13 protein-coding genes and 2 tRNA genes are annotated in these 12502 nt (G+C 66.9%); 11 read left to right on the plus strand and 4 right to left on the minus strand.

Features of this window, described 5'->3' with window-relative positions; genetic code table 11:
* The first annotated feature begins 46 nt into the window (after positions 1 to 46).
* Entirely contained in the window at positions 47 to 940 is an 894-nt protein-coding gene (locus H8S47_RS04740) for a LysR family transcriptional regulator (protein ID WP_187502766.1), read from the plus strand.
* A 44-nt stretch (positions 941 to 984) separates the two neighbouring features.
* Here H8S47_RS04740 and H8S47_RS04745 read toward each other — a convergent pair.
* Both H8S47_RS04745 and H8S47_RS04750 read right to left on the minus strand, forming a co-directional pair.
* Positions 985 to 1060: transfer RNA gene (locus H8S47_RS04745), tRNA-Ala, on the minus strand.
* An 82-nt stretch (positions 1061 to 1142) separates the two neighbouring features.
* Positions 1143 to 1469: a TIGR02300 family protein gene (locus H8S47_RS04750; RefSeq protein WP_128454229.1), complete on the minus strand. Its 327-nt coding sequence runs from the start codon at positions 1467 to 1469 to the stop codon at positions 1143 to 1145.
* A 99-nt stretch (positions 1470 to 1568) separates the two neighbouring features.
* On the opposite strand from H8S47_RS04750, the gene aroA reads away from it, so the two are divergent.
* Positions 1569 to 2903: a 3-phosphoshikimate 1-carboxyvinyltransferase gene (aroA, locus tag H8S47_RS04755; RefSeq protein ID WP_187502767.1), complete on the plus strand. Its 1335-nt coding sequence runs from the start codon at positions 1569 to 1571 to the stop codon at positions 2901 to 2903.
* A gap of 2 nt (positions 2904 to 2905) precedes the next feature.
* A complete protein-coding gene (cmk, locus tag H8S47_RS04760; RefSeq protein WP_187502768.1) occupies positions 2906 to 3541 on the plus strand; it encodes a (d)CMP kinase in 636 nt (211 codons plus the stop codon).
* Positions 3542 to 3818: 277 nt separating this feature from the next.
* Here cmk and H8S47_RS04765 read toward each other — a convergent pair whose 3' ends face one another.
* Positions 3819 to 4076, minus strand: a complete 258-nt coding sequence (locus H8S47_RS04765; protein ID WP_187502769.1) for a SemiSWEET family transporter — start codon at positions 4074 to 4076, stop codon at positions 3819 to 3821.
* Positions 4077 to 4351: 275 nt separating this feature from the next.
* Here H8S47_RS04765 and rpsA point away from each other — a divergent pair, with 275 nt between their 5' ends.
* The 8 genes from rpsA (at position 4352) to H8S47_RS04805 (ending at position 11741) form a co-directional block, all read left to right on the plus strand.
* Positions 4352 to 6070: a 30S ribosomal protein S1 gene (gene rpsA / locus H8S47_RS04770; RefSeq protein WP_056060414.1), complete on the plus strand. Its 1719-nt coding sequence runs from the start codon at positions 4352 to 4354 to the stop codon at positions 6068 to 6070.
* A 159-nt stretch (positions 6071 to 6229) separates the two neighbouring features.
* Positions 6230 to 6508, plus strand: a complete 279-nt coding sequence (locus tag H8S47_RS04775) for an integration host factor subunit beta (RefSeq protein ID WP_187502770.1) — start codon at positions 6230 to 6232, stop codon at positions 6506 to 6508.
* Positions 6509 to 6630: 122 nt separating this feature from the next.
* Positions 6631 to 6714 (plus strand) — tRNA-Leu (locus tag H8S47_RS04780).
* Positions 6715 to 6746: 32 nt separating this feature from the next.
* Complete coding sequence (locus tag H8S47_RS04785) at positions 6747 to 8168, plus strand: ABC transporter substrate-binding protein (protein WP_328805425.1); 1422 nt, start codon at positions 6747 to 6749, stop codon at positions 8166 to 8168.
* A gap of 5 nt (positions 8169 to 8173) precedes the next feature.
* Positions 8174 to 8599, plus strand: coding sequence for a DUF4112 domain-containing protein (locus H8S47_RS04790; protein ID WP_187502771.1), 426 nt, complete (start codon positions 8174 to 8176; stop codon positions 8597 to 8599).
* 168 nt (positions 8600 to 8767) lie between these two features.
* Positions 8768 to 9493, plus strand: coding sequence for a response regulator (locus tag H8S47_RS04795; RefSeq protein WP_187502772.1), 726 nt, complete (start codon positions 8768 to 8770; stop codon positions 9491 to 9493).
* Positions 9490 to 10863, plus strand: coding sequence for a sensor histidine kinase (locus H8S47_RS04800; protein WP_328805426.1), 1374 nt, complete (start codon positions 9490 to 9492; stop codon positions 10861 to 10863). The genes H8S47_RS04795 and H8S47_RS04800 overlap by 4 nt, the downstream gene beginning before the upstream one ends.
* Positions 10864 to 10952: 89 nt before the next feature.
* Positions 10953 to 11741: an EF-hand domain-containing protein gene (locus tag H8S47_RS04805; RefSeq protein ID WP_187502773.1), complete on the plus strand. Its 789-nt coding sequence runs from the start codon at positions 10953 to 10955 to the stop codon at positions 11739 to 11741.
* A 112-nt stretch (positions 11742 to 11853) separates the two neighbouring features.
* Here H8S47_RS04805 and H8S47_RS04810 read toward each other — a convergent pair whose 3' ends face one another.
* Positions 11854 to 12489, minus strand: coding sequence for a Spy/CpxP family protein refolding chaperone (locus H8S47_RS04810; RefSeq protein WP_187502774.1), 636 nt, complete (start codon positions 12487 to 12489; stop codon positions 11854 to 11856).
* Positions 12490 to 12502: the final 13 nt, after the last annotated feature.

Below are 12502 nucleotides of genomic sequence, written 5' to 3' on the forward strand. Positions count from 1 at the left end.
GTCTATGGTCGCCCTGCTATGATCGAACGTCCATGATGGAACGTCCATGATCGAACGGTATGTGTTGCGCTATTTCCTGGCAGTCGTCGACCAGGGCAATTTCACGCGTGCCGCCGCCCAGTGCCGGATTTCGCAGCCGACGCTGTCGGTCGGCATCGCCAAGCTGGAGGCTGCGCTCGGCCAGACGCTGTTCCTGCGGACCAATCGGAGGATCGAACTTACCCCCTCGGGCACGCGGTTCGCGGTGCATGCGCGCCGGATCGAAGCCGAATTCGCCGCCGCCGAGCGGGATTTGCAGGACAGTGTTCCGACCAAACTGGTGCGGCTCGGGATCGCGACGACGCTGCCGCCGTCCTGGATCGCAGCCTCGCTGGGCCGAGCGCGACGCGCCTCCACCACCGAACGCCTCGAAGTGGTCGAAGGACGCAGCAGCGAACTCGTCGCGTTGCTCGACCGCGGGCGGATCGACGTGATGCTCGGCGCGATCGGTGACGATGCGCGGGGACGCGTGCTGTTCGAGGAGGGTTTCGCGGTCGCGGTAGCGAAAGACCACCGCCTCGCAGGACGCGCCACGCTCGCGGTCGCCGACGTCGCGGAGGAAACGATGATCGTCCGCCGCCACTGCGAAGCACTGGCCGAGACCAGCCGCTTCTTTACCGCCCGCGGCGTGCGCCCGTTCATGGCCGCCCGCACCGTCAGCGACGACCGCGCGCTGACCTATGTCCGCGCCGGGCTTGGGATGACGGTCATGCCGCTGAGCTTTGCGAGCGAGGGCATCGCGATGATCCCGCTGACCGGCTTCGACCCCACGCGCCGCGTCGGCCTGCTGGTGGCGAACGATTCCGCCTCGCGGATCGCAGGAAGCGTCATGGTTGCGGCGATCGAGGAGACTTTCAGCGACCTGCACGCGGCGCATATCGGCGCCGACGGTATCATCTGAAACTATCTGAAAAGCTGTCCCGGCGTGCCGGTCATCAACGGAAATGGTGGAGCCGAGGGGGATCGAACCCCTGACCTTTCGCATGCCATGCGAACGCTCTCCCAGCTGAGCTACGGCCCCATTCCCGTTGGGAGGCGGGTCACTAACCGGACCCGCCCGGGTTGGCAAGCGGCGTAAATGCCGCCTGCCAAATTTATTCTAATTAGCGCTCGTGCTCGTCCTGCGGCGTCTCGACGCCGAGGTCGTCGTCGCCACCGAGATCGACTTCGTCGTCCGCCGACGGCTCTTCGTCCTCGCCGGTGATCGAGGCGATGTCCTCTTCCTCGTCATCCTCGAGATCCGCGTCCGGCTTCTTGGTGTCGGGCTTGGCGACCTCGAACGGCAGCGGCTGCTTCGACTTCAGGATGGGCTCGGGCTCCCACGCATACCCACATTCGATGCAGGTCACGGGGTCGGCTTTTTCGAGGTCGTAGAAACGCGTCGCGCATTTCGGGCACGAACGCTTCGTGCCCCATTCCGGCTTGATCATGCCGATAGAACCTTTCGGATGAATGGATTGCGGGGGGATACCCTCGCAAAGTGGGCGCGCCTTGCCATAGCGCAAGGCCACTGTCAAAAGCCCGGCCCCATGGCACACCCCCTTCCCACTTCGATGGACGTCGTCGCACGCGGTCCTCTGACCGGTTCGATCGCGGTCCCCGGCGACAAGTCGATCAGCCACCGCGCCTTGATGTTTGCGAGCCTCGCGGTCGGCACCAGCCGGATCGAAGGGCTGCTGGAGGGCGAGGACGTGCTCGCCACCGCGGCGGCAATGCGGGCGATGGGGGCTACGATCGAGCGTGGCGAGGACGGCATCTGGACGGTCGACGGTGTCGGCGTGGGCGGATTGCTCCAGCCCGAGACCGCACTGGAGATGGGCAATTCGGGGACGTCGACGCGGTTGCTGATGGGGCTGGTGTCGAGCCATCCGATCACCTGCACCTTTACCGGCGACGCGTCGCTGTCGGGGCGACCGATGGGGCGGGTGATCGAGCCGCTGTCGCAGATGGGAGCGGACATCACGTCCTCGCCGGGCGGGCGGCTTCCGTTGATGGTGCGCGGGATCTGCCCGGCGGTGCCGATCGAATACACGCTGCCGGTCGCGTCGGCACAGGTGAAGTCGGCGATCCTGCTGGCGGGGCTCAACACGCCGGGGATCACGCGGGTCATCGAGCCGGTCGCGACGCGCGATCATAGCGAACGGATGCTGACCGGGTTTGGCGCGAAGCTGACCGTCGAGGAAACCGAGGCCGGGCGGATCATCTCGATCACCGGCGAAGCGGAGTTGAAGCCGCAGGATATTGTGGTGCCGGGCGATCCGTCGTCATCGGCGTTCTGGCTGGTGGCGGCGTCGATCGTGCCGGGGTCGGATATCGTAGTGCGCAATGTCGGGCTGAACCCGACGCGGATCGGGATCGTCACGGCTCTGCGGATGATGGGCGCAGATATTACCGAGCTCGACCCGCGCACCGTCGGCGGTGAGCCCGTCGCAGATTTGCGGGTCCGTCATGCGCCGCTGACCGCGATCGAGGTCCCGGCCGATCTCGCGCCGAGCATGATCGACGAATATCCGGTGCTGTTCGTCGCCGCAGCCTTCGCGACCGGGACGACCGTCGCGCGCGGCGCTCACGAGCTGCGGGTGAAGGAATCGGACCGCATCACGACGATGCGGATCGCGCTCGAAGCCTGCGGGGTTGTTTGCGAGGAGTTCGAAGACGGCATGGCGATCACCGGGTCTGGCGGCGCGGCGATTCGCGGTGGCGCTCGGGTGGCCTCGAAACTCGACCACCGCATCGCAATGAGCATGGTGGTGGCTGGACTTGGCGCCGTTCAGTCCGTCACGATCGATGATGTATCGCCGGTGGCGACGAGCTATCCCGTGTTCTTCCGGTCGCTCGATGCGCTGACCGGACGGGGGGAATAAGAATGATCATCGCAGTCGACGGTCCGGCGGCATCGGGCAAGGGCACGATCGCGCGCGCCTTGGCCAAGCATTACGGCCTGCCGTATCTCGATACCGGGCTACTCTACCGAGCGGTCGCGTTGAGTGTGGCGCGGATGGGGCTCGATCCGGAAACCGAAGCCGACGCGGTCGCGGCCTGCGATTTCAGCGATGCACTGCTGAGCGATCCGGCGTTGCGCGACGACGAGATCGGCGCGCTGGCGTCGGTGGTGTCGGCGCATCCGCTGGTGCGGGCGGCGTTGCTGCACCGGCAGAAGCGGTTTGCGGCGCAGGAGGGTGGCGCGATCCTCGACGGGCGTGACATCGGGACCGTGATCGCGCCGGATGCGGATGCGAAGCTGTTCGTGAAGGCTACGCCGAATATTCGGGCGCAGCGTCGGCATGCGGAGTTGCAGGCTCGGGGGGGGACGGCGAGTAAGGATCGGGTGCTGGCAGATATCCGGGCTCGGGATGCTCGGGATAGCGGGCGGTCTACTGCGCCGCTGGTGATGGCGGCGGATGCTGCTTTGCTGGATACTAGCTTTTTGTCGATTGAGGCTTCGGTGCAGCGGGCTGTTGCGTTGGTGGAGGCGCAGCGGGCGAAGAAGGTTTCGGTTTAGGCCACACCTACTCTTCCCGACCACCCCGGCGAAGGCCGGGGCCCAATTGGAACGTCCGCAGTAACGAAGCGCGGCCCTCCCTCAGCAACGTCCCCCAATTGGGCCCCGGCCTTCGACGGGGTGGTTGCTCTGTTGGGGGGAGCTACCGCAACCCAATATTGTTTCCCCGCGAAGGCGGGGACCCAGACTGGGCTCCCGCCTTCGCGGGAGAACAAGGAAGCAGGTGCTGCCGCCCGTTATATTCCCCGCCACCTGCTGCGCCGCCACCCGCCCTCCCCTAAAGCGCAGTAAACAGCGCAACCGCCCCGAACACTACCCCCGGAAAATTCGCCACGACGATCGGCCAGTCCCGCTTGTCCTTCAGAAACCCATACCCCACCCACAGCGCGCAATTCACCATCGTCGTGAACGGCTGGACCACCGATCCCTTCTGCCCGGCAAGGTTCAGCATGATCTGGTCAATGTACGACAGGTACATCACGATCGCCGTCACGGTGGCGACCCAGCCCAGCACGAGAATGCCGCGTTCGTTCAAATCTTCGCTCCTGTTGTGAGCAGCCCCCAACGAAGCCGGGCCGAACTTGCTCCGAGACGCGGTTTCGGCTATACAGCGACGTCCGGCGAGCGATCCTCGTGGAGGAAGGCGCGGAGACCCACGAGTCTCACGCGCCGTTTTCGCATTCAGCGTCTACGTCCTCTGCGCCTCGTGCCGTCCGGATGCCGCGCCGGCGTTCGGTCGTCGCGGCAACGAAGGCCAAGACCAGCGGACCCAACCGCTTGGCCGGAAACAGACTAGGATTACTGAATTCTATGGCAACCCAGGTAATGCCGACCCGCGACGATTTCGCGGCGATGCTGAACGAAACGCTCGGCGACGCCGACAGCTTCGAGGGCCGCGTGGTGCATGGCACCGTGACCGGCATCGAGAACGACATGGCCGTCATCGACGTCGGTCTGAAGTCGGAAGGCCGCGTGCCGCTTCGCGAATTCGCAGCGCCGGGCCAGAAGGCTGACCTCAAGGTCGGCGACGAAGTCGAAGTCTATGTCGACCGCGTCGAGAACGTCCACGGCGAAGCGATGCTCAGCCGCGATCGCGCCCGTCGCGAAGCCGCATGGGACAAGCTGGAAACCGAATTCTCGAAGACGACCCGCGTCGAAGGCGTCATCTTCGGCCGCGTGAAGGGTGGCTTCACCGTCGACCTGAACGGCGCCGTCGCATTCCTGCCCGGTTCGCAGGTCGATATCCGCCCGGTGCGCGACGTCACCCCGCTGATGGACATCCCCCAGCCGTTCCAGATCCTGAAGATGGACCGCAAGCGCGGCAACATCGTCGTGTCGCGTCGCGCCGTTCTCGAAGAGACGCGCGCCGAGCAGCGTTCGGGTCTGATCCTCAGCCTGGCCGAGGGCCAGATCATCGACGGCGTCGTCAAGAACATCACCGATTACGGTGCGTTCGTTGATCTCGGCGGCATCGATGGCCTGCTGCACGTCACCGATCTCAGCTACAAGCGCGTCGGTCACCCGAGCGAAGTCCTGAACATCGGCGACACCGTCAAGGTGCAGATCATCCGCATCAACAAGGACACCCAGCGCATCAGCCTCGGCATGAAGCAGCTGGAGAGCGATCCCTGGGATGGCGCGATGGTCAAGTACCCGGTCGGCGCGAAGCTCACCGGCCGCGTCACGAACATCACCGAATATGGTGCGTTCGTCGAACTGGAAGCGGGCATCGAAGGTCTCGTCCACGTGTCGGAAATGTCCTGGACCAAGAAGAACGTCCATCCGGGTAAGATCGTGTCGACCTCGCAGGAAGTCGACGTCATGGTCCTCGAAGTCGATTCCGAGAAGCGTCGCATCTCGCTCGGCCTCAAGCAGGCTCAGGCCAATCCCTGGGAGGCATTCGCTGCCGCTCATCCGATCGGTTCGACCGTCGAAGGCGAAGTCAAGAACGCGACCGAGTTCGGTCTGTTCATCGGCCTCGACAACGACGTCGACGGCATGGTCCACATGTCCGACATCGCATGGGGTGTTTCGGGCGAGGACGCGCTCAACCTGCATCGCAAGGGTGAGACCGTCGAAGCCGTCGTGCTCGACATCGACGCCGAGAAGGAGCGTATCTCGCTCGGCATGAAGCAGCTCGAGCGTGGCGGGCCATCGGCTGGCGGCATCGCGGCAGCAGGCGACAAGCTGAACAAGAACGCGATCGTTACCGTGACTGTCCTCGAAGTCCGCGACGCGGGCCTCGAAGTGCAGCAGGGCGACGATGGCGCGACCGGCTTCATCAAGCGCACGGATCTGGGTCGCGATCGCGACGAGCAGCGTCCGGAGCGTTTCCAGGTCGGCCAGAAGTTCGACGCGATGGTCACCGGCTTCGATCGTTCGAAGAAGCCGACCTTCTCGATCAAGGCCATGCAGATCTCGGAAGAGAAGCAGGCTGTCGCTCAGTATGGTTCGTCGGACTCGGGCGCGACCCTCGGCAACATCCTGGGCGAGGCTCTCAAGGCCCGCACGGACGCCGAGAAGAAGTAAGCTCAACGGCTTAGCGAAGATTTGGCCCGGCATGTCGCGACATGCCGGGCTTTTTCTTGTCTGGGCCACTTTGGTTTTTGACTGTCCCTCAATTGGTGCTAATGACTCGCAGATTGACTTGTATCAACTTTCAAGCTCTTAGAATGGGCGGGGGCTCGAATGATCCGATCTGAACTGGTCCTGAAGATCGCCGAGGCGCATCCGGACCTCCAACCGAACGAAGTCGAGCTGATCGTCAGCACGTTCTTCGACGAGATTTCCAAGCGACTGGCCGCCGACGGCCGGGTCGAACTGCGCGGTTTCGGCGCCTTCTCGACGCGCGCACGCGATGCCCGCACCGGCCGCAACCCTCGCACCGGCGAAGTCGTCGACGTCGAGGCGAAGCGCGTACCGTATTTCAAGCCCGGCAAGGAAATGCGCGCCCGCCTCAACGTCTGAGCGCGGCGTAGGGGCTTCGGTGTTCGAGGCCCCCGATCACGCCAGAGGATCATGCTCAACGGGCGTTAATATGCCCGACATGGGTTGACCCGGCGAGCGACCTCGTCTTGTTGGCGGTGTGTGCGGACGTGGCGAAACCGGTAGACGCAGGAGACTTAAAATCTCCCTCCCTAGGAGTGCGGGTTCGAGTCCCGCCGTCCGCACCATTCGGGCTGTCCTGCTGGCTGGCGGAATCGCGGTGTCCGCCGCCGCGCTGAGCGGGTGCGATCGCCGGCCCGATACCGGGGTGGTCGTCGCCAGCGCGATCGGAGCCCCGCCCCGCGTCGCCGATGCCAGCCGCGTCGTGCTCGACACCCCCTCGCGGCTGATGATGGACTCCACCGCGCAAGGGCTCGTGCGGTTCGATGCCGCCGGGCAGATCGAGCCGGGTCTTGCCGAGCGCTGGATCGTGATCGACGGCGGCATGAGCTACATCTTCCGCCTGCGCGAGGGCGACTGGGGCGACGGTACGCCGGTCACCGCGGAACAGGTGGTGGCGATGCTGGAGCGCCAGATCGCGCCGAACTCGCGCAATCCGCTCGCACCGTTCCTGACCGCGATCGACGAGATCGTCGTGATGACGCCGCAGGTGATCGAGGTCCGGCTGTCCCGCCCCCGTCCCGACCTGCTGAAGCTGTTCGCGCAACCCGAGCTCGCATTGCTCCGCCTGCGCCCCTCGGGCGGGAGCGGTCCGTTTCGCGTGCTGCGCCGTGGCCGTGCACCGTTGTTGCGTCCGGCCTTCGATCCGAACCAGGCCGACCCCGACGACCAGCGCGAGGCCAAGCCCGAGGAAGACGTCCGGCTGATCGGCGAACGTGCGGCGCGCGCGATCGCGCGGTTTGCCAATCGCGATTCCGATCTGGTCAGTGGTGGCAGTTTCGTCGACTGGCCGCTGCTGGCGACGACAGACATTGCCGCGGGCAACGTTCGCGTCGACCCCGCGGTCGGCCTGTTCGGACTCGCGATCGTCCGCCGCGACGGGTTCCTTGCCGACCCTGCCAACCGCGCCGCGGTGGCCGAGGCGATCGATCGCACGGCACTGACCGCGGCAATCGCGCCCGCTTGGGATCCTGCCGATAGGATCCTGCCCGACATCCTCGATTCCGCCGCGCTGCCACAGGTGCCCGCCTGGACGCTGCTGACGCAGGACGAACGCCGTGCCGCAGCCCGGCAAAGGGTCGCGGCCTGGACTGGTGGACCGATTGCGCTGCGGATTGCGCTGCCGGCGGGACCCGGCGCCACGCTCCTCTATGCGCAGGTCGCTGCATCGCTGATCGCGGTCGGGATCACGCCGATACGCGTCGGCATGCGCGATGCCGCGGACCTGAAGCTGGTCGATGCGGTCGCGCCCTATGACAGCGCGCGCTGGTATCTGGCGACCGCGTGCGTGGTGTGCGGCGACGTGGCGCAGGCCGCCCTTGAAGCAGCGCGCGAGGCTCCCACGCTGGTCGAGCGCGGGGCGCGGATTGCCGCGGCGGATGCGGCGCTGAACGAGGACGTCGCCTTCATCCCCCTCGCCCGTCCGCTGCGCTGGTCGCTGGTGTCGCCACGGCTGCGGCAATGGCAGGCGAACCCGCGCGCGTGGCACCCGTTGAACCGGCTGCGCGCCGATACCAACTAATGGCCATGAACCCACGCGTCACCCGCATCACTCCCGGCTCGATCCTGGAAACCCTGCCGATGGGCAAGGACGCGCTGTCCGTCCGCCGCCGCGTCGAGGCGATGGAGCGCGTGATGGAGGGGCTGTTCGTCATCCCCGGTACCAATCGCAAGGTCGGCATGGACGTCGTGCTCGACCTGATCCCGTTCGCCGGCAGCACGATTGCTGCGGCGGTCGGCGGGTGGATGGTCTGGGAAGCGCGCAACATCGGCATGTCGAAGCTCCAGATGGCGCGGATGTTCGGCAATGTCGGCGTCGACTGGGCGCTGGGCATGATCCCGTTCGTCGGCGCGGTGCCCGATTTCTTCTTTCGCTCGAACACGCGGAACCTGCGGATCATCAAGCGCCACCTCGACAAGCATCATCCGTCGACGACCACGCTCGACGGGTAACCCGGCGACGCGGCCCCGCGCCTCGTGAAGACGATGCGCGCCAAGCCCGGCCATGGCTGCTTCGCGCTTTTCACGCTCGCCCAGGACGCATAGCATCGCTGCCTACGGGCACCGGCGGGCATCGGGCGCAGAAACATACCGAACACATGCCCGGATTAGGATCGCGCTATGTATCCCAATTCCGTTCTTCTCGATGCGGCCAAACCCGTGTTGCTGGTGGTCGACGACGACCAGATGATCCGCACCCTTCTCGCCGAGAGCCTCGGCATGCACGGCTATCAGGTCGAAACCGCCACGAATGCGCGTGACATGGATGCCGTACTGGCGCGGCGCAGCGTATCGCTGATCCTGCTCGACGTCATGATGCCCGGCGAAGACGGCCTGTCCGTCTGTCGTCGGTTGGCGGGCGTCGGCGCGCCGCCGGTCGTGCTGCTGAGCGCGCTGGGCGACGAACCCGATCGGATCCTGGGGCTCGAGATCGGGGCGAGCCATTACCTGTCCAAGCCGTGCAGCCCACGCGAGATCCTCGCGACCGTCCGCGCTGCACTGCGCGCGCGCGAGATCCAGGATGCGGGCGAGAGCCGATCGTTCGGCTTTCTCGGCTGGCGGGTCGACTTCGCCGCGCACGAACTGTTCGATCCCGAGGGCACGCTGATCGACCTGACCGATGGCGAATTCGCGGTGCTGCGTGCGTTCGTCGAGCGGCCGCGCCGCGTGCTGGCGCGCGATGCGCTACTGGAGGCGGCGCGCGGCCCCGATACCGAGGCGTTCGATCGCGCGATCGACGTGCAGGTCAGCCGGTTGCGGCGCAAGCTCCGCTCGCGCGGCGACGAGATCATCCGGACGATCCGCAACGAAGGCTATTTCTTCGTGCCCCGCGTCGCGCGCCAGTGACGACACTGCTGACGCCGCCCGGTGCTCCTCCGGTAAAGAACAGCATGCAGCGCCCTTGGCCGCTGTTCCTGCGCATCTTCGCCTTGATGCTCGGCACGGTCATGCTGGTGCAGGTCCTGAACTTCGCGGTCGTGCTGCTGATCCCGCCGCCGATGCCGGTGATCTTCACCGCCAACCGCGTCGCTGCGGTCGCGCGAACCGGGCATGATCCGGGCGGATTGCTCAAGGCGGAGCTGTCGTCCGGGCCACCCCGGCCGAGCGACAATCCCCGCGACAGCCGGCTGGCCGCCTCGATCGCGACCGATCTCGGGCTGGCCCGCGACAAGGTGACGGTGGATACCGAACGCTCGGCGATGCCGATGTTCGCCGGTGCGCTTCGTCCACCGCTGCCGATGGGCATGGGTCGCCGGCAGCCCCCGCCCCCGTCGTTCGACAACGCGCTGTTCGGCCCCTTCGTCGTCTCGATCGAGGCGCCGAACGGGCGATGGCTGGTGATACGCCCGGCGCGTAGCACGATCGGGCCGTGGCGGATGCGGATCATCCTGTGGTTCCTCGTCGCGATGGCGGTCGCCGCGCCGATCGCCTGGGCCTTGGCGCGGCGCGTCGCCAAGCCGATCGGCCTGTTCGCCGCGGCTGCGGAACGGCTCGGTCGCGATCCGCGCACCGATCCGCTGCGCGTGTCGGGCCCACCGGAGATTGCCGAGGCCGCGAGCGCCTTCAACCTCATGCAAGAGCGGCTGAACCGGTATGTCGAGGACCGGACGACGCTGATCGCGGCCGTCGCGCACGATCTGCGGACCCCGTTGATGCGGCTGTCGCTGCGACTGGAAAAGGCGCCCGACGACATTCGCGCCTCGAGCGAAGGCGATATCCAGGAAATGAGCCAGCGGATCGGATCCGCGATGGCGTTCGTCCGCGACATGACCCGCCATGTCCGCCGGCAGCGGCTCGACCTGCGATCGCTCGCCGAGAGCGTCACCGACGATTTTGCCGATCGTGGCGAAACCGTCGTCCTGCACCCGGGCTCGGCGATGACGATGGAGGGCGATGCGCCATCGTTGAAGGCGGTGCTCGCCAACCTGGTCGGCAACGCGGTCAAATATGCCGGCCATGCCGATGTGCAGCTTCGTCGCGAACGCGGCCTTGCGATCATCGAAGTGTCCGACACCGGCCCTGGCATGGCGCCGCAGGACCTGGCGCGCGCATTCGAGCCCTTCTTCCGCGCCGAACAATCGCGCAACCGCGATACCGGCGGCAGCGGGCTCGGCCTCGCCAGCGTTCGCGCGGTGGCGCGCGGACATGGCGGCGACGCGACCATCGCCAACCGGCCCGGCGGCGGGCTTGTCGCAGTGGTGACGCTCCCAGTCTGAGCGGGCAGTCTGAGCGCGCCCTCCGACCCGGACACATCGCGGCAATGATCGGCGTGTCTGACGCACGATCCGGCAGCAGGGAGTTTTGCATGCGTATCGTCCTAATGATCGGCGTCGCCGCCACGCTGGCAGGATGCGCCACCTGGGATTCTCGGCACGGCGGACCGGATGGCGCATCCCGTCATGGTCCCGGCCATGGTCCAGCGCGTGGCCCCGAGCGTGGCAGGGGCCAGCTTTTCATCAGTCCGATGGGAGAACCGTTCCGCGCGTCGGCGCGCGCGGGGGCGGCGCAGGATCTGTGGTTTACCGGCGCGGATGCCGATGGCGACGGACGGATCACGCTGGCCGAATTCCAGCACGACGCCACACGGTTCTTCGCGGTGCTAGATCGCGGCAACGACGGCGAGATCGATCCCGACGACATCGCCTATTATGAAAACGTCCTGGTTCCCGAGATCCGCGTCGCATCGGGCGGACGTGGCTCCGGGCCCGAGGGCGGCGGACCGCGCAGTGGACGCGGCGGTGGGCGCAGTCGCGGCGGCGGCGGTGCCGGCGGTGGTGGAGCGGGCGGCCAGGGCATGCAGTTCGGCAGCGGCGACGGCGACGGCAAGAAGAGCGCCGTCGTCCACGAGCGCCTCGGCGCGGCCCGCTTCGGATTTTTCGACCTGCCCGAGCCGGTGATCGCGGCGGACATCAATCTCAACCGGGGGATCGATCCAGGCGAGTTCGCCAAGGCGGCGACGACGCGGTTCGCGGCGCTCGACCGCAACCGGGACGGTGCGCTGACCCGCGGCGAACTGCCACGCGCCGGCGGAGAGACGTGGCGGAACGGCGCGGACCTGCCGGTCGTCCCGCCACCGGAACCGCGCGAGCCCTGACTTAGCTCCCGGTTCCGATGACCACGGTCGCCGTCACCTGATCTCGTTGCTCCCGTAGTGACGAGAACGACGGGATCGAGTGCCGCGCGACCGTGCGATCACGCTCGCGGGATCAAGGTCGCGGTGGCATGCCGCCCATCGGCGGGCGTGGACCATCCCCGCCCGACCCCATCCCGCCCATTCCCATCGGCCCCATTCCCATCGGCCCCGCACCCATCGGCCCCGGACCCATAGGACCGAACCCCGGTCCCCTGCCGTGCCGGAGCCGCATCAGTGCCTCGAACGCGCGACGCTGGGCCGGATCGAGCGAATCGTAGAAGGTGCGTGCGGCGGTGATGCGCTTCGCATCCTCGGCCGAACGCCGTGCCGCATCCTGCGTCATCCGGTCGAGCTGCTGGGCGAACCCGTCGGTTGGCGGCATCGTTTTCGGCCCGTCCTGCGCCGGCCCGTCCTGCGCCGGCGCACCGGGCATCGGAGCACCGGGCATCGGCCCGCGCCATGGCGGCGGGGGCGGCGTCATCGATGCCAGGAATGCCATCAGGGCCGGGCGTTGATCCGCGCGCAGGTTCAGCAGCAGGGCGGTATCGTCGGCTTCGCGCGCCTGCATCTGCGCCTGCAGCTGGGCGATCATCGCCGGCGTCGGCCCGGGGCCTCGACCGCTCTTATTGTCCTGCGCATGCGCCGGCATCGATACCGCCAGCGCTGCGGCACCCATCAACGGCGCTGCCCATCTCTTCGTCGTCTTCATGATGATAGTCCCC

The sequence above is a fragment of the Sphingomonas albertensis genome (assembly GCF_014358075.1).
In the GTDB taxonomy this organism is placed as follows: Bacteria; Pseudomonadota; Alphaproteobacteria; order Sphingomonadales; family Sphingomonadaceae; genus Sphingomonas; species Sphingomonas albertensis.